The sequence below is a fragment of the Paramesorhizobium salinisoli genome (assembly GCF_003335045.1).
Lineage (GTDB): Bacteria > Pseudomonadota > Alphaproteobacteria > Rhizobiales > Rhizobiaceae > Paramesorhizobium > Paramesorhizobium salinisoli.
Genome location: NZ_QOZG01000006.1, coordinates 295,918 through 312,941 on the forward strand (window position 1 = coordinate 295,918; position 17,024 = coordinate 312,941).

17 protein-coding genes are annotated in these 17,024 nt (G+C 60.9%); 8 read left to right on the forward strand and 9 right to left on the reverse strand.

Annotated elements, in window-relative coordinates; genetic code table 11:
* Positions 1-41: 41 nt before the first annotated feature.
* The 8 genes from poxB to DUT91_RS16160 all read left to right on the forward strand — a co-directional run bounded on the left by poxB (position 42) and on the right by DUT91_RS16160 (position 8,731).
* Complete coding sequence (gene poxB, locus DUT91_RS16125) at positions 42-1,766, forward strand: ubiquinone-dependent pyruvate dehydrogenase (protein ID WP_114441538.1); 1,725 nt, start codon at positions 42-44, stop codon at positions 1,764-1,766.
* A gap of 206 nt (positions 1,767-1,972) precedes the next feature.
* On the forward strand, positions 1,973-2,680 hold the full coding sequence (locus tag DUT91_RS16130) for a fumarylacetoacetate hydrolase family protein (RefSeq protein ID WP_114441539.1): 708 nt from the start codon (positions 1,973-1,975) through the stop codon (positions 2,678-2,680).
* A gap of 148 nt (positions 2,681-2,828) precedes the next feature.
* Positions 2,829-3,302 carry a sulfite exporter TauE/SafE family protein gene (locus DUT91_RS16135; RefSeq protein ID WP_245419754.1) on the forward strand — a complete coding sequence of 158 codons (474 nt, stop codon included), beginning with the start codon at positions 2,829-2,831 and terminating at the stop codon, positions 3,300-3,302.
* Positions 3,303-3,442: 140 nt separating this feature from the next.
* Entirely contained in the window at positions 3,443-4,396 is a 954-nt protein-coding gene (locus DUT91_RS16140) for a TAXI family TRAP transporter solute-binding subunit (RefSeq protein WP_114441541.1), read from the forward strand.
* A gap of 76 nt (positions 4,397-4,472) precedes the next feature.
* On the forward strand, positions 4,473-6,587 hold the full coding sequence (locus tag DUT91_RS16145; protein WP_114441542.1) for a TRAP transporter permease: 2,115 nt from the start codon (positions 4,473-4,475) through the stop codon (positions 6,585-6,587).
* Entirely contained in the window at positions 6,584-6,955 is a 372-nt protein-coding gene (locus DUT91_RS16150; protein ID WP_114441543.1) for a DUF1850 domain-containing protein, read from the forward strand. The genes DUT91_RS16145 and DUT91_RS16150 overlap by 4 nt, the downstream gene beginning before the upstream one ends.
* 146 nt (positions 6,956-7,101) lie before the next feature.
* Positions 7,102-7,470 (forward strand): ArnT family glycosyltransferase, encoded by a 369-nt coding sequence (locus tag DUT91_RS16155; protein ID WP_147272194.1) that lies wholly within the window; start codon positions 7,102-7,104, stop codon positions 7,468-7,470.
* On the forward strand, positions 7,463-8,731 hold the full coding sequence (locus tag DUT91_RS16160) for a glycosyltransferase family protein (protein ID WP_114441545.1): 1,269 nt from the start codon (positions 7,463-7,465) through the stop codon (positions 8,729-8,731). Before DUT91_RS16155 ends, DUT91_RS16160 begins: the two co-directional genes overlap by 8 nt.
* A gap of 21 nt (positions 8,732-8,752) precedes the next feature.
* Here DUT91_RS16160 and doeB read toward each other — a convergent pair whose 3' ends face one another.
* From doeB to ehuA, 9 genes are all read right to left on the reverse strand, one after another.
* Positions 8,753-9,757, reverse strand: a complete 1,005-nt coding sequence (gene doeB, locus DUT91_RS16165; RefSeq protein WP_245419755.1) for a N(2)-acetyl-L-2,4-diaminobutanoate deacetylase DoeB — start codon at positions 9,755-9,757, stop codon at positions 8,753-8,755.
* Between the two features lie 8 nt (positions 9,758-9,765).
* The gene (gene doeA, locus DUT91_RS16170) at positions 9,766-10,947 is read right to left on the reverse strand and encodes an ectoine hydrolase DoeA (protein ID WP_114441547.1); all 1,182 of its coding nucleotides are present in this window, start codon (positions 10,945-10,947) and stop codon (positions 9,766-9,768) included.
* Between the two features lie 34 nt (positions 10,948-10,981).
* Positions 10,982-11,974, reverse strand: coding sequence for an ectoine utilization protein EutC (eutC, locus tag DUT91_RS16175; protein WP_114441548.1), 993 nt, complete (start codon positions 11,972-11,974; stop codon positions 10,982-10,984).
* Between the two features lie 5 nt (positions 11,975-11,979).
* Entirely contained in the window at positions 11,980-12,969 is a 990-nt protein-coding gene (gene eutB / locus DUT91_RS16180; RefSeq protein WP_114441549.1) for a hydroxyectoine utilization dehydratase EutB, read from the reverse strand.
* 3 nt (positions 12,970-12,972) lie between these two features.
* Positions 12,973-13,752 carry an ectoine utilization protein EutA gene (gene eutA, locus DUT91_RS16185; protein WP_114441628.1) on the reverse strand — a complete coding sequence of 260 codons (780 nt, stop codon included), beginning with the start codon at positions 13,750-13,752 and terminating at the stop codon, positions 12,973-12,975.
* A gap of 10 nt (positions 13,753-13,762) precedes the next feature.
* Complete coding sequence (gene ehuD, locus DUT91_RS16190; RefSeq protein WP_114441550.1) at positions 13,763-14,419, reverse strand: ectoine/hydroxyectoine ABC transporter permease subunit EhuD; 657 nt, start codon at positions 14,417-14,419, stop codon at positions 13,763-13,765.
* Positions 14,420-14,428: 9 nt separating this feature from the next.
* On the reverse strand, positions 14,429-15,088 hold the full coding sequence (ehuC, locus tag DUT91_RS16195; protein ID WP_114441551.1) for an ectoine/hydroxyectoine ABC transporter permease subunit EhuC: 660 nt from the start codon (positions 15,086-15,088) through the stop codon (positions 14,429-14,431).
* A 73-nt stretch (positions 15,089-15,161) separates the two neighbouring features.
* Complete coding sequence (gene ehuB / locus DUT91_RS16200; RefSeq protein WP_245419761.1) at positions 15,162-15,968, reverse strand: ectoine/hydroxyectoine ABC transporter substrate-binding protein EhuB; 807 nt, start codon at positions 15,966-15,968, stop codon at positions 15,162-15,164.
* Between the two features lie 193 nt (positions 15,969-16,161).
* Positions 16,162-16,959 (reverse strand): ectoine/hydroxyectoine ABC transporter ATP-binding protein EhuA, encoded by a 798-nt coding sequence (gene ehuA / locus DUT91_RS16205; protein WP_114441553.1) that lies wholly within the window; start codon positions 16,957-16,959, stop codon positions 16,162-16,164.
* Between the last annotated feature and the right edge of the window lie 65 nt (positions 16,960-17,024).

A 17,024-nucleotide genomic window follows, 5' to 3' on the forward strand; every position in this document is an offset into this window, starting at 1 on the left:
CGAATTCTCGATCTTCCATGAAGACTGAATAGGAGACGACGATGCCGACTGTAGCCGATCAAATGGTGGAGACGCTGTATGCCGCCGGCGTAGAGCGCATCTATGGGATTGTCGGGGATAGCCTGAACGGGTTTACCGACTCGCTGCGCCGGCACGGCAAGATCCGCTGGCTGCATGTTCGTCATGAGGAGGTCGCGGCATTCGCTGCGGCAGGTGACGCGCATATCGCGGGTGGCCTGGCGGTCTGCGCTGGAAGCTGCGGCCCAGGCAATCTTCATTTGATCAACGGCCTCTTCGACGCGCATCGTTCGCGGGTTCCGGTGGTGGCAATCGCTGCGCATATCCCCTCGTCCGAGATCGGCATGGGCTATTTCCAGGAGACGCATCCAGAAGAGCTCTTCCGCGAATGCTCCAGCTATTGCGAACTTGTCTCCAGCCCGGCACAGATGCCGCGCGTGCTGGAGATTGCCATTCGCCGCTCACTTGCCGAGCGCTGCGTCTCGGTGGTCGTGATTCCCGGCGATGTGGCGCTCAAGGAGATTTCGGAGAAAACCAATCCCGGCGAACGCGGCCTCATACTGCCAAGACCGACCGTGCTGCCGCCCCAACCCGCTCTGGATCGGCTGGCTGAGCTTCTCAACGCAAGTGCCCGCGTCACCGTTCTGTGCGGGGCAGGCGTCGCAGGCGCCCATGATGAGGTGCTTCAACTCGCCGGTCGTCTCAAAGCGCCAATTGTTCATGCGCTCAGGGGCAAGGAACATATCGAATGGGACAATCCCTATGATGTCGGGATGACCGGGTTGATAGGCTTCTCCTCGGGCTATTATGCCATGGGCGCCTGCGACGCGCTGCTGATGCTGGGTACGGATTTTCCGTACCGACAATTCTATCCCAAGGGCATCCGCATAGCGCAGATCGATTTACGGCCGGAGGTCATCGGACGAAGAACCGCCGTCGAGCAGGGACTGGTCGGCGACATTAAGACCACAGTCGGCGCGCTTCTTCCCAAGCTGGAAGACAAGCAGGATGACAGGCATCTCCGCGCCTCGGTCGAGCATTATGTCGAGGCCCGCGCCGCGCTGGACAAGCTCGCCGTCGGACGGCCCGGCGGACGGCTTCACCCCCAGCATGTCGTGCGGGTAGTGAGCGAGCTGGCCAGCGAAGATGCGATTTTCACGGCCGACGTCGGCCTGCCGACGGTGTGGAGCGCGCGCTATCTGAAGATGAACGGCAAGCGTCGGCTGATGGGCAGTTTCTGGCACGGCTCGATGGCGAACGCTATGCCGCAAGCCATTGGCGCGCAGGCCGCACAACCCGGACGGCAGGTGATTTCGCTCTCCGGCGATGGAGGGTTCACCATGCTGATGGGCGACCTCCTCTCGCTGAGGCAGCTCAAGCTGCCGGTGAAGATCGTGATTTTCAACAACAGCTCGCTCGGCTTCATCGAGCTTGAACAGAAATCATCTGGTTTCGTCGATTTCGGCACGGGATTTGAGAACCCCAACTTTGCCGCGATGGCCGAGGCGGTGGGCATCAAGGGCATTCGCATCGAAGACCCTGCCAATCTCGAACAGGGAATTGCCGATGCGCTGGCTCATGACGGCCCTGTGGTCATCGATGCCGTCGTCGAGCGAATGGAACTGGCCATGCCGCCCAAGGTCACCACCGACATGGCCAAGGGCTTCACGCTCTACATGCTCAAGGCCGTACTCAACGGACGCGGCGACGAGGTCGTGGAGCTGGCCAAAGCCAATCTGCTGCGCTGAGAGACGAGATGCTCGCCCGTGCATTTGTAGGAGCGGACTGAACTTGTTGGATGCCGGCGCTCAGGCAGACGACCCGATATGGCTCTCGGCAATGCCGATTTGCATCCATTGTATTCAACTGGGTGGCGCTCGTAAAACTAAGACGCAATGTATTTGCCATCGCCGGAATCGTGATATCGCAAGGCAAAAACGCATCGAGAAAGATAATGGACGTGCATACCTCGGAACAAAAATACCTCTTTACGCCACTGCCCATTCCGACCCTTCCGGTCTCGGGAAGCGATGCGCTGTTTCCGGTTCACCGCATCTATTGCGTCGGCCGCAATTTTGTCGACCACGCCATCGAGATGGGGCACGACCCCAATCGTGAGCCGCCGTTTTTCTTCCAGAAGAATCCGGACGCGCTGCTGCTTTCAGGACAGGATTTCCCCTATCCGTCACAGACCAGCGACGTACATCATGAAATCGAACTGGTCGTGGCATTGAGCAAGGGCGGAATCAATATCCCGGTCGAAAAAGCGCTGGAGCATGTCTATGGCTATGGCGTCGGCCTCGATATGACCCGGCGTGATCTGCAGGGTGAGGCCAAGAAGCTTGGCCGCCCATGGGAACCCGGAAAATCGTTCGAGGCGTCGGCGCCATGCACGCCGCTCGTCCCCGCTTCGGAAATCGGTCATCCCGAGGCAGGCGCCATCTGGGTCAAGGTGAATGACCAAATGCGCCAGAGCGGCGACCTCAACCAGATGATCTGGAAAGTGCCGGAAATGGTTTCCTATCTCTCAAATCTCTTTGAGCTTCAGCCCGGCGACCTGATCTTCGCAGGCACGCCCGCCGGTGTTGGCGCTGTCGTGCGCGGCGACAGGATTGATGGCGGTATAGACGGGGTCGGCGAGATTCACACCCGCGTCGTGTGATAACCCGATAACCGGGCGTTACCGCATGCACGGCAATGCGCGATGCCCGGTCCGATCGGCTCGGTTCAGTGGCTGCTTCGGCAGCCGCAACCTACATTACGCCCGCGGTGCGGTGGACACGGCACTCCTGAAATGGTGGACGCCCTTTGTGGCATTGGGTGTTCTCATCGGCGTGGTGCTTGCCGGTGTCTCGCCGGGCGCACTGCTGACCGCAGTGTTCGGGGTCGTTGCAGCGCTGGTTGCATTGCACATGCTGCTGACGCCGGAGGGAATGCATCTGATGAAAAGCCTCCCGGCCAGGCCCTTCCAGGCGCTCATGGCAACCATTATCGGGGTGATTTCCATCCTGATGGGCATTGGCGGCGGCACCTTGACCGTTCCCACATTGAGCCTGTGCAATTATCCGGTGCGCCGCGCGGTCGGCACGGCATCCGTTATCGGACTGATCATCGCGTTGCCCGGCGCGATCGGCTTCGTGTCAATGGCTGGAACGTGGGCGACCTTCCACCATTCTCACTGGGCTATGTCAATGGCGCCGGCTTTTCGGCATTTTCCTAGCCATCACCTCGGCAAAGATGCTTTTCGATGTCTACCCTCACTGGATTGCCTAAGCCCAAACTGACGATCCGCCCCTTGGGCATCACCGGCACGATAACTTGGAAAAAAATGCATTAATGGTTGCATTCCTGCTTGATGGCGAACTAATTGAAATGAGGGGATCGTGGAGGCGATCCACGGGACATTGAAAAGGGAGGACTATTCATGCTGGGCGTAAAAAGGAAACTGTTGGTTGCGGCGGTGGCGGCAATGTCAGTCGGGTTTGGCGCGGTCGCGGCGAAGTCGCAGGACTTCATCAATATCCTGACGGGTGGAACGAGCGGCGTCTATTATCCGCTGGGGGTCGCCATGGAGAAGATCTATGCCGATATTCCCGATGCCCGTCCTTCGGTCCAGTCGACCAAGGCATCGATCGAGAACCTCAATTTGATCAACAGCGGTCGTGGCGAGATCGCCTTCACGCTCGGCGATTCGCTCCGCGACGCCTGGGAGGGCAATGCGGAAGCGGGCTTCGGCAAGAAGCTGGACAAATTGCGCACCATCGCCGCGATCTACCCGAACTACGTGCAGATCGTCGCCTCCAAGGAGTCCGGCATCAAGACTCTTGCGGACCTCAAGGGCAAACGCCTTTCAGTCGGTGCACCGAAGTCAGGCACCGAACTCAACGCCCGCACCATTCTCGCGGCGGCCGGACTGAGCTATGAGGATCTGGGCAAGGTCGAATATCTGCCCTTTGCCGAATCGGTGGAATTGATGAAGAACCGCCAGCTCGATGCGACACTGCAGTCGGCAGGCCTCGGCGTGGCGTCCCTGCGTGACCTCGCCAATTCGGTCGCCATCACGGTCGTCGAGGTTCCCGCCAATATCGTGAGCAAGATTGGTGCTCCCTACGTGGCCAATACCATCCCCGCCGGAACCTACCAGGGCCAGGACGCGGATGTTCCGACAGCGACTGTCATCAATTATCTCGTCACGCGCGAGGATCTCGGGGAGGAACTGGTCTACCAGATGACCAAACGATTCTATGAGAACCTCGATCAGCTTGCAGCAGCCCATTCGGCGGCGAAGATGATCAAGCTCGACAAGAATTCCATCGTCTCTCCGGTACCGTTACACCCGGGAGCAGCACGCTATTTCAAGGAAAAGGGGATCGAGTGATCCCATGTGCCTGGGGCGGGGAAACCTGCCTCAGGACCTTTTACCGAAATAATAATTTTTCTGGAAAGCGCAGCTGATGTCTTCAAGCGAGCAAACGGCCGCGGAGGCCGCCGAACAGATTCCGGGTTGGGGTGTGGGAACCGCCGCACGCATCCTTTTTGGCATCGCGGTCGCCTTTTCCGCATTCCAGCTTTGGACGGCAGCCTATTCCCCACTGCCAAGCCAGGTTGTTCGGTCGGTCCATGTCGGTTTCCTGATGCTGCTCCTTTTCGGCCTTTACGCCAATGCCCGGACGACAACCGGCGCACGGTCGGCTTTCTGGTGGGGGCTGGCGGTGCTCGCCTTCGTACTCAGCCTCTACCACTGGGTTTTCTATTCGGATCTCATTGTGCGGGCCGGCGATCCGAGCCAGGCCGATCTGGTCGCGGGCGTGCTGGTCACGGCACTTGTCTTTCTTGCCGGCCAGCGCATGATGGGCTGGGCGTTGCCGGCCATTTGCGGAATATTCCTCGCCTACGGCCTGTTCGGCCAGTATCTGCCGAGCCCACTCAATCACCGTGGCTATGATTTCGCACAGGTCGTCGAGGCGCTCTATCTCGGCACGGAAGGTATATACGGCACGCCGATTTACGTCTCGTCGAGCTATATCTTCCTCTTCATTCTTTTTGGCGCCTTTCTCGAGCGCGCCGGCATGATCCAGCTCTTCACCGATGTGGCGCTTGGAACGGTCGGTCACACCAAGGGCGGCCCGGCCAAGGTCTCGGTCATTTCCTCCGCGCTGATGGGGACGATCAATGGCTCGGGCGTGGCCAATGTGGTGACGACGGGCGCGTTTACGATCCCGCTGATGAAGCGCTTTGGTTTCCGCCCGGCCTTTGCGGGCGGCGTCGAGGCCGTATCCTCGATGGGCGGCCAGATCATGCCGCCGGTCATGGGCGCGGTGGCCTTCATCATGGCTGAAACGCTCAACGTGCCCTATATCGAAGTGGTCAAGGCGGCCATCATTCCCGCCGTGCTTTACTTCATCACCGTCTTCATCATGGTCCATCTGGAGGCCGGGCGGCTAGGACTTCAGGGTCTGCCTAAAAGCGAGTGCCCGAGCGCGATCGGCGCGTTGCGGCGGAGTTGGTATCTGATCCTGCCGCTGGCAGCTCTCGTATGGCTGTTGTTCTCGGGCTATACGCCGCTTTTCGCCGGCACCGTGGGCCTGGCCCTGACGGCGCTGATCATCCTCGGCGTTCCCTTGTCCGGCAGGCTTTCAATGCCTTTGCGCATGTTGTTCTGGATCGCGCTCGGCCTGATGTCGGCGGCGGCATTCGGGACGAGTTTCAACATCTTCGGCTATCAGTTCCGCGGCATCACGTTGATCCTGGCACTTCTTGCCACGCTGGTGGTCTTGAACTTTCTCATCCGTGGCGGGCGCGAGACATTGCGTCTATGCCTCGAGAGCCTTGGCGAGGGCGCCAAGAATGCGTTGCCGGTCGGCATCGCCTGTGCGCTGGTCGGGATTATCATCGGGGTTCTGGCGCTGACCGGGGCGGGATCGAGTTTTGCCCGCGTGATCGTCGCTATCGGGGAGAACTCGCTGTTTCTCTCGCTTATCCTGACGATGCTCACCTGCCTCATTCTTGGCATGGGCATCCCCACAATCCCTAATTATATCATCACCTCATCGATTGCGGGCCCAGCCTTGCTGCAACTCGACGTGCCGCTGATCGTCACCCACATGTTCGTGTTTTATTTCGGCATTATGGCTGACCTGACGCCGCCCGTCGCGCTCGCGGCCTTTGCTGCGGCGCCGATCGCCCGCGAAAGCGGCATGAAAATCGGCATTCAGGCCGTCCGAATAGCGGTTGCGGGTTTCGCTGTCCCTTTCATGGCAGTCTATGCACCCATCATCATGTTGCAGGATGGTGGACCGCTCGTGGCGGAAATGGGCTATTGGCCGGCCGTGGCCTATATGGTGGGCAAGGCTCTGCTGTCGATCCTGATGTGGGGTGCCGCTGCGATCGGCTATCTCCGGGGTAAGCTCACATGGTGGGAGCGCCTGTGGGCCTTTGCGGCAGCGGCATTGATGATTGCCGCGCTTCCCCTGACTGACGAGATCGGTATTGCGGGGTGCGTGCTCTTCATCGTCTGGCATTGGTGGCGCACGCGGCAGACAATCGCCACGGTCGGTTCGGCTCCGTGAGCCTGTGCATACTGGCTAGTGGGGCGGTGGCAAGAATCGCCACCACCGCCTTCATGCTGTCATGGACGCATAGCGTCGAGAAAATCCCTTGGCAGGAAGACTGGCGCGTCACGCCCGAGGGGCTGCAGATTGTCGAAGCGAGGGTCAAGGGATCCGGCGCCGGAATGGATCCACCGGAGAATGCCGTCTTGGAAAACGGCTGGTGGCGATATACACCCGACATACCGCCGCGCCCCTCCGTCAGCCTTGCCGCATCAGGCGCGACTGTCGGGGGCTGGACCCTTTGCGCCAATGGCTCGTGCCGGTCGCTCGGCAGCGAAGCGGGCAAGCCGATCGTGCTGAAATTCTGCCCCGACGAGGGGAAGTAAGAACCGTCATTGCCATGAGGCGGGGAAGCGTTAAGCCGTCCGAAATTCCGCTGGCGCCGCCGCTCTCTGCCACATTGCCGCCACGGTTGGAACATCAGTGTACCGCCCAAAGAGCAGGCAGAACCTCCCAAAAACAGGCATTTTTCGTGGTCTCCCAACCGTCCTCCTCATCCCTCGCCTTCAACCGCGCAGGGGGGCTATCATGGACTTCCAGTCTGCCGGCACTGATATTCCTGCTCGTGGCGGTTGCCGCACTCTGGGTACGCCCGCCATTGGCGATCGATGAGACCCGCTATCTCGCGGTCGCGTGGGGATCCTACGTCACCGACAATCATCTTCTCATGTCGCTGAACGGTCTCCCCTATACCCATAAGACACCGCTGCTCTTTGCAATGGTCGAGGAGATATGGGACGTAACCGGCCCGAACCAGGTGCTGGCGCGGCTGGTTCCCATTATTTTTCGGCGCCGCCGCAATCCTCCTTCTCCGGGTGCTCGCCGGAGTTCTGGTGCGTGACTATAAAACAGATACGCTGCCCGTTGGACAGCCGCACTGGATACTGGCCGGCCTGCCGATGTTTGCAATCTTTGGCCAGGCGTTCATGTTCGACACCGTGCTCGCCTGTGGTGCGCTCATCGCCGTGATTGGCACTGTCACCGCTGCTCATGGGCGTATGCGCCCCGGTTTGCTGCTGCTGCTGCTCGGCGTCTCATTGGGCTTTGCCAGCAAGGGGCCGGTCATCCTCCTTCATACGGTGCCGGTCGCGTTGCTCGCGCCTTTCTGGGTTACGGGCGAACTGCCCGTTTCGCGCATGAAATGGACGTTGCTGGTGATGGCGGCCATCGTGGGTGGCGCGGCGGCCAATGCTGTCTGGGTATTGCCCTCCCTCATCGAAATGAGCAAATCTTCGGGTTGGGAACTGGTCTGGACCCAGACCTTCGGCCGTGTCGGGGGCAAGTTCGGCCATCCGCGCCCGATGTGGTTTCTGTTCGCATTGCTGCCGGCACTGGTACTTCCGTGGACCTTGAGCAGCGCCGCCTGGTCCCGTTCCGTATGGGGCAGGGCGCTTAAATCGGAAAGCGTTCGGCTCGGCCTCGTCTGGTTCGTTTCCGCGCTCGTGCTGCATTCTCTGTCGGCGGGCAAGCACGCCTACTACCTGTTTCCCTCGCTGCCAGGCCTTGCGCTTGTCATCGCCGGCCTTGTCGAGAGCGCTGCGGCGGAAGGGAAGGACGCGCTGAAATTTCCGATGGCTGCAGGCGCGATGCTGATGATTGCCGGAGGAACGGCCTTTTTTTTCGGCGCAATTTTTCCCTCCGAGGTCCGCTCGTTTTTCGACTTCGACCCCGCGAGCGGCATCCTTCCGCCGGTTGGTCTTGTGTTTTGCGGTTTCGCCTGCTGGCGCATCGCACGGGCCCGCGGCAGTTGGCGCCTTGCGGCTGGAGCCACAGCCGGGCTTGTCGCCCTGCTGCTTGCACAGATGAGCCTCACGCCGGTCTGGCAGCAGAACGACCCCTCTCGTATCGTGCAGGCTGTTGCCGGCCTGCGTGAGCGTCCCGTGGCATGGGTGGGCGGCTATAATGGCGAGATCAATTTTGCCGCCGCCCGCACGGAGCCCGTTGCTACCCTCGACAATGTCAGCCAGGCGCCAGACTGGCTGAGTGCACATCCTGGAGGCGTTGTCTTCGCCCATGTCGGCCAGGCAAAGGCACCGGTTGCAGGCGTCGACGCGACATTCCTGCGCTGGCGGGGCCGATATCTCGCGGTCATGATTCGTTAGAGAACAGTTGAGAATACTCCACTAGTCGGCCACACCGGCCACCGCTACGCAATCGCCTGCCTTGACCAGCCCCGGGAAATGGCGCGCGGCAAGGATGCCGTCCATCTTGGCGCGGATTTCGGCCGGTGCCGTTCCTGTACGACCGATAGGATGAATGCGCGCGATGATCTGGCCCGACGCCACAGGTTGGCCCAGATCGACCATCGTCTCGATCATGCCTTCGTCTTCGGCAAAGGCGAAGCAGTCGCCGGAAGGCATGTCGAGCCATCGGGTTTCGCGATGCTCGATCTCACCTGAGACGATGCCGGAATGACGCAGCACGTTCATGACGCCGCGCTTGGCGATTGAGACGGTTTCGGCGCGTGCCGTGCCGCCGCCGCCGAGTTCGGTGGTCACGAAGATCTTGCCCATCTCTTCCGCCGTGGTGTCGTACATGCCCACCGCGTCGATTTCGAGCATCCGCATCGACCAGGGGGCGGAAAACGCCTTCACGGCATCGAAGGTGCGGGCCTCCTGGCGCTTATCGGCAAGGATATGCGCCGCCGCGAAGGGCACGAAATCCAGCGTCTTGCCGCCTGAATGGAAGTCGAGCACGAGATCGGCCCGCGGCAGCAGCTCGCGGGTGAAATAATCCGCGATCTTCTGTGTCACCGTGCCGTCAGGACGGCCGGGAAAGCTGCGATTGAGATTGCCCTTGTCGATGGGCGACGTTCGCGTTCCAGCCTGAAATGCGGGATAGTTCATGGCCGGCACGATGATTACAGTGCCGTTCACATGCTTGGGATCGAGCGTGCGGGCGAGATCGAAGAGCACAATAGGCCCTTCATATTCGTCGCCATGATTGCCCCCGGTCAAAAGCGCCGTCGGGCCGCCACCGTTGCGGATGACGGCGATCGGGATCATTACGGAACCCCAGGCGGAATCGTCACGGCTATAGGGCAGTCGCAGAAAGCCGTGCTGGACGCCGTCCTTGTCGAAAGCGACGGTTGGCATGATCGGGGAGGGCGGCAAAAGGCTTGCAAGCATCCGGAGCCTCAGTTCTTCACAAGCAGCTTGCGCGGAACATTGGCGAGGCATTCCACGCCCGTTTCCGTGATGAGGATGCTCTCGGTGATTTCCAGTCCCATCGTCTCCAACCACAGACCGGTCATGAAATGGAAGGTCATGCCGGGCTTCAGCTCGGTCCTGTCGCCGGGGCGCAGGCTCATCGTGCGCTCACCCCAATCCGGGGGGTAGGACAGACCGATCGGATAACCGGTGCGGTTGTCCTTGACGATGCCGTATTTCTTCAAGACGGCGAAGAAGGCGTTGGCGATATCCTCGCAGCTATTGCCGGGCTTCGCCGCCGCAAGACCCGCTTCCATGCCTTCGAGCGTCGCCTTCTCTGCATCGAGGAATTCCTGCGTCGGCTTGCCCAGAAAGACCGTCCGCGACAGCGGCACGTGATAACGATTATAACAGCCGGCAATCTCGAAGAACGTACCTTCGCCTGATTTCATCGGCTTGTCGTCCCAGGTCAGATGCGGCGCGGCGGCGTCGGCGCCCGACGGCAGCAGCGGAACGATAGCCGGATAATCACCGCCGAATTCCTTCGTGCCGCGAATGCCGGCATCATAGATTTCAGCCACAAGGTCGCATTTGCGCATGCCCGGTTCGGCCTTGTCCGCGATGCGCTCATGCATCAGTTCGACGATGCGCGCGGCCTTGCGCATATAGTCGAGCTCCTGTGCGCTCTTGATCGCGCGCTGCCAGTTCACGAGCGCCGTGCCGTCGACGAAACGCGCATTGGGCAGGTGCTTGCGCAGCGAACCGAAAGCGGCGGCGGAGAACCAGTAATTGTCCATCTCGACGGCGATCGACATCTTGTCCCAGCCGCGCTCCACGATGATGTTCGCGAGATAATCCATGGGATGGCGTTCGGTCGACTGAACGTAATGGTCGGGATAGCCGATGATGTGGTCGTGCGAGAGATAGGCCGTCCGCTTGGCGCCGTTGGCATCCTGCCCGCGGCCATACCAGATGGGATCGCCCTCGGGCGGGACGATGACCGCCTGATGCACGTAGAACGACCATCCATCATAACCGGTGAGCCATGCCATGTTGGATGGATCGCTGACGATCAGAAGATCGATGCCGCGTTTTTGCATTTCCACGCGGGTCTTCTCCAGCCGCCGCGCATATTCCTGCCGGGTGAATTTCAGATTTGGCTCACTCATTTCCTGTCATTCCTCGTTCGGGCAAAACCCGTTATCAGCTTTCGAAGATTGTACCGATCCCAGCGCGCTTCGCCCTGTCGCAGGCGAGCGAGGCGATGGCGGTATCCTGCACGCCGGTCCCCGTCAGGTCGGCGAGCGTGATGGCTTGGGGGGAGGGGCGACCGGCCGCCCTGCCCGATATGATGTCTCCCAGTTCGGCGAAATGCGCTTCTGGCGCGATCAGACCCGCCGCGATGGCGTGGTGCAATTCGCCCAGACGCCTTGTCTGGCTGAGACGATCGGCGATATAGGGTTCGGCCCTGGCGATAATGGCCGGATCGATTTCATTCTTATGCTCCGCGTCGGAGCCCATCGCCGTGATGTGCTGTCCAGGCTCCAGCCATTCGGCGCGCAGCACCGGTTCGCTGGCTGGCGTGGTGGTGACGATGATGTCGGCGCCGTGCAGCGCGCGTGCGGGATCGCTCTCTGCTGTCACATCGATACCGAGCCTTGCCTGTAAGCTGCGGGCCGCTTCGCGCGCCTTTTCCCCATCCCGTGCCCAGATCCGCGCCTCGCGGATGGGCCGCACGAGAGCCAGCGCCTCAAGCTGCAGCCGCGCCTGCACGCCGGCGCCAAAAACCGCGGCGACGGTTGCATCGCTCCTGGCCAGATGTCTGGCCGCCACCGCACCGGCTGCTGCCGTTCGCACATCGGTCAGATAACCATTGTCGAGAAGCAGCGCCTCGACGAGGCCCGTGCGCGAATTCAACAGCACCATCATGCCGTTGACGCTTGGCAGGCCAATTTTGGGATTATCGAAAAAACCGGGGCTGATCTTGATCGCAAAACCTTCGACGCCCGGGATAAAGGCAGTCTTGACGTCAACCTCGCCGCGATATTCGGGAATGTCGAGCCGGAGGATCGGCGGCATGGCGACCGCCTTGGTCGCCAGCGCCTCGAAAGCGGATTCGACACAAGCGATCGCGTCGCGGTCGAGCGGCACGATTTTCCGCAGGTCCGTTTCGGTGAGGATCGTCATGTGGGGCATACGGATCAGGCCTCCTGCCGGTACGCATCGCCGCAGACGACACGCCGATGCTGCTTCATATCGATATTGCGGCCTGAAAGAATGGCGACGACCGGGCCGGCGGCCTCGATCCCGCCTGCGAGAATTGCGCCGATGCCAACGGCCGCCGCACCCTCGATGATCTCGCGTTCCATCGCATAGGCATGGCTGATACCGGCAGCGATCTCGTCTTCGGAAAGAAGCAGGATGTCATCGAGGAGATCGCGCACCATCGCGAAGGTGAAGCGATTGTCGAGGCCAATGCCGCCGCCAAGCGAATCCGCCAGGCTATGGCTTTCCTCGACAAGCACCGGACGTCCCGCATCAAGACTGGCCCGCATGGCCGCTCCCGCCGACATCGAAACGCCGATGATCTTGGCCTGCGGCCGCAACGCCTTGACCGCCGCCGCGACGCCGGCCGCAAGCCCGCCGCCGGAAACCGGCACGAGGATAGTATCGACATCCGGCACGTCCTCGACGATTTCGAGCCCCATCGTCCCTTGTCCGGCGATGATTGCCGGATTATCGAATGGCGGCACCATGACCAGCCCGTCTTCGCTGACAAGCCGGTCGACCTCTTCCTGAGCGTCATCCTGCGAATTGCCGACGATGCGGATCTCGGCGCCAAGGCGGCGTATCTCGTCAACCTTGTTGGCGGGCACGAGCCGGGACATGCAGATGATTGTGCGAACGCCTTCCAGCCTGGCGGCATGGGCAAGCGCCCTGCCGTGATTGCCGGTCGAGGCCGCGGTGACGCCTAGGCGCTTTTCCTCGGACGAAAGGCGGCTGAGCGCGTTTGATGCGCCGCGCAGTTTGAAGCTGCCGGTCGTCTGGCGGTGCTCGAGCTTCAGATGCACCGGCAGGCCCATCAACTCCGAAAGCGACGGCGAGGGTACGGTAGGTGTGCGCAGGATCCTGCCCGTGACGGCGCGGCGCGCTTCTTCGATTTCGGCAAGCGTGACGGTCTGAACGCCCATGGCTTACCAGCCCGCCATCGGCAGGCGCATCAGGCGCCCTAGTTCGGGTCGCGGCTCGGTTTCGCCGCAAAGACGAAGCGCCGCCCAGCTTGTCGCCAGATTGCTGGTGATGACGGGCTTGCCGATGGTTCGTTCGATCTCGGCTGCAACACCTGCTGCCCGAAGGGCCGTGCACGAAATGAATAGCGCATCGGCATCCCCGTCCATTGCCTCGCGCGCCGCGGCGACAAGCGTAGCGGGGCTTATCCGCGCCATCTGACGGTCGTCCTCGAGGCCGAAACAGGTGAAGCGTGCGATATCAAAGCCGCTGGCGGCGAAATAATCGGCCATCGGCGTGCTGGTAGCGATCGTATAGGGCGTGAGAATGCTGATGCGGGCCGCGCCCACGGCATGGAGCGCCCTGACCGATGCGAGTGTCGGGGTCACCACCGCAACGCCGGGCTTGGCAATCTGGATCGCGGCTTGAATCTCCTTGTCGCCGATGACGACCGAGGCGGATGTGCAGGAATAGCAGATCGCGTCGAGTTCCTCGTCGGGCAGGATCAGGCTTGCCGCCCTAGTCAGTTCGGGCTGCATGCGCCGCAGGTTTTCCGGCGTTGTTGGATTGGCATAGGCGATACGCGCGGTATAGAGCCCGATACGGTCGCTCGCGACCAGCCTGCGGAAGTCCGGCTCGGTGGTGTGATCGGTGGCGAGGATGATAAGGCCGATGCGCTTTTCCACCGGACGGACGTCAAAGTCGAGCGGCGTTCTGGTCAGCCGGATAGACGTGGAAATATCCATGATCGTCTCCTCACCCGATCCGGCCATAACGGCGTTCGAGCCAGCGCAGCCCGATGACCGAAATCAGGCTGATGACCAGGAAAAACGCGCCGACAAGCGTGATCGGTTCAATATAGCGATAGTTGTAATTGGCGATACTGCGCGCCTGGTTCATCAGTTCGAGCACGGTGATCGCCGAGAGAAGCGGTGTTTCCTTGAACATGGCGATGAAATAATTGGCGAGCGCGGGGATCATCGGCGGCAGTGCCTGCGGCAGGATGATCCGGGTCCAGGTCTGGAAAGGCGTGAGATTGCACGCCTTGGCGGCTTCCCACTGACCGCGCGCCACGTTTTCGATGCCAGCGCGATAAACCTCGGCCGTATAGGTCCCATAGTGCAGCCCGAGACCGATGACGCCCGCCACGAGCGGCGACAGGGTAAGGCCCAGGTCAGGCAGCACGTAAAAGATGAAATAGAGCTGCACCAGGAGCGGCGTGCCGCGGATGAACTCCGCCACGAAACCCATCGGCATCGACACCAGCCGGTTCTTCGACCGCCTTACGATGGCGATGACGAGGCCGACCACCGCCGCGACGATCGAGCCGAGCAGGGTTGCCAGAATGGTGATCTTCACGCCCTGCAAAAGGGTCGGAAGGATCTGTATGACAAAGGCCCAATCCCATTCCATCGTGACCTCCTATGTCCTGACACCGTCGAGGCCGCGCGTCATATAACGTTCGAGCCCACGAATGGCGAAGGAGATGACGCTGGCCATGGCAAAATAAAGAATGAGGATGGTCAGGAACGGAACGAGCGTGCTGCCTGTCTGCGCACGCACCACCTGCGCCTGAAACGTCATGTCGGCAAGCGAGATGAGGGAGACCACGGAGGATGCTTTCAGGAGTTCGATCGCATTGTTGCCGAAAGTCGGCAGCATCAGCACGACAGCCTGCGGCAATATGATATGCCGAAGGCTCTGCCAGCGGTTAAAATTCAGCGCGATGCAGGCCTCATACTGTTCCTTGCCGATGGACTTGACCGCGCCGCGCACCACCTCCGCGCCATAGGCGCCGACATTGAGGCCAAGCGCCAGCACGCCGGCCTGCAAGGGCGTCAGCGAAAGGCCTAACAAGGGCAGGACAAAATAGGCCCAGAAGAGCTGGACGAAGATGGAGGTGCCACGGAAGAACTCGATATAGGTGGTCGCGAGCCAGCGCAGGGCGGCAAAATGCGACAGCCTTCCCAGCCCCGCGAGAAACGCCATCACAAGCGCCAGGGCCGATCCCATCAGCGTCAGCTTGATCGTAACAAGCGCGCCATCGAGGATAAGCTGGAGATAACCGCCCCACTGGCCCATAGGCACCATGCCTCTTTACTGAACGTTGGAAAGGCGCTCCGGCCGGTTACGGCCGGAGCGTGAAGGAAAGAAATTACTTTGCCGCGCAGAGTTTCTCACGCGTGGTCGACATCGCCGCCTGCGCCGAGAAGCCGTATGGCTCGATGATCTTGGCGAATTCGCCTGAGGTCTTCATCTCGGCCAGGACCTTGTCGAAAGCATCGCGCAATGCGGTGTCATTCTTGCGAAAGGCCGCTCCATCGCAATAGACCGGTGCACCGACGACGGGCGCGACCACTTCGATGTTCGGGTCGTTGGCTTTCTTGGCAAGATCATTGATCGAAAGGACCGGCAGCGAATAGACGTCGATGCGGCCGTCCTGCAGCATCTTCAGCCCGCTCTGACCGTCCGGGACGACGATGACGCGGTCGCGCGGAACACCGGCTTCGAGCGACAGGCGCTCTTCGGTGCCGCCGCCCGGCGCGCCGATGGTGGCAGACGCATCCTTGGCGATATCGGCATAGCTCTTGAAGCCCTTCGGATTGCCCTTTTTTACCAGGAAAGCCTCGGCGTCGCAGAGAATGGGCTCCGAATAGGCGACGGCGTTGCAGCGCTCCGGCTTCATGAACAGGCCGGCGGTGACGGCATCATGCCGGCCGGCCTGGAGGCCGGGGATCATCGCGCCATATTCGGAAATCGAGGCCACGACATCCTTGACTCCGAGCTTTGCAAAAACGGCGCGGGCGACATCGGGGCCAGCACCGGAAACGGTGCCATCAGGGTTGACGGCTGTGAATGGCGGTTCGTTGGCGATCGCGATGCGGGCGAAGCCCTGCTCCTTCAGCTTGTCCAAGGTGTCTTCGGCTTTCGCGGGCATGGCGGAGACAAGCGTTGCAAGCATGACGGCACTTACGGCACCGCCCAGTCGGTTGATATTGATCATGTTCCCAGCTCCTTTGGCTTTTTGCGTTTTTTGCGACGGGCGGATTGCTTAGAGCAGGATGCTACCAAACTGAATCAGGCATCCTGCTCTAAGTCTTTGTTTTAGCCGCATGATCTTGTCCGAAAAGTCTGCAACTTTTCGGGATCATGCTCTAGACGCGGTGCCCGGCCGCGATGATCTTCTTCAGGAAGGTTTGCGTCCTCTCCTGCTTCGGATGGCGGAATATCTCTTCCGGCTTGCCCTCCTCGACGATCCGGCCCCGGTCAAAAAACAGGATCCGGTCAGCGAAATCATGGGCAAATCCCATCTCGTGGGTAACGAGAAGCATGGTCATGTCGGTCTCCGCGCAAAGCCGCCACAACACATTGAGAACTTCCTCGACCAGTTCGGGATCGAGCGCGGAGGTGACCTCGTCGAACAGCATGATCTTGGGGCTGAGCGCCAGGGCGCGGGCGATTGCCACGCGCTGTTTCTGGCCGCCTGAAAGCTGCGCCGGCATGGCTTTCGCCTTGTCCGCAAGGCCAACCATTTCCAGCAATTCCATGGCATGGCGCTCCGCCTCGGCTTGTCTGACGCCCTTGGTCAGCATCGGCGCGAGCGTCACATTGTCGATCACGCTCTTATGCGGAAATAGGTTGAAAAGCTGGAAAACCATGCCGATCTTGGTGCGCATCTTATGCAGATGCTGCTCATTGGCCGGTCGCAGCCCCCCATTTGCCGGCATCCGATACAGATTATCGCCCTCGATGAGGATGTCGCCGCTGTCGATGCCTTCCAGCGTCATGAGAATGCGCAGGATCGTCGTCTTGCCTGAGCCCGACGGGCCAATCAACGCCAGCTTCTCGCGTGGCGCAACCTTGAACGAGAGTTCGTCAAGCACCTTGAACGAGCCGAAGCTCTTGCTAATGCCGTTGATTTCGATGGTCGGCGCTGCATTGGCTGGTGCCATGCGTGTCTCCCCCTGATTGAGACAGGCTTATCCACAGACGATGCGGCAGCCATCAAATCATGTCA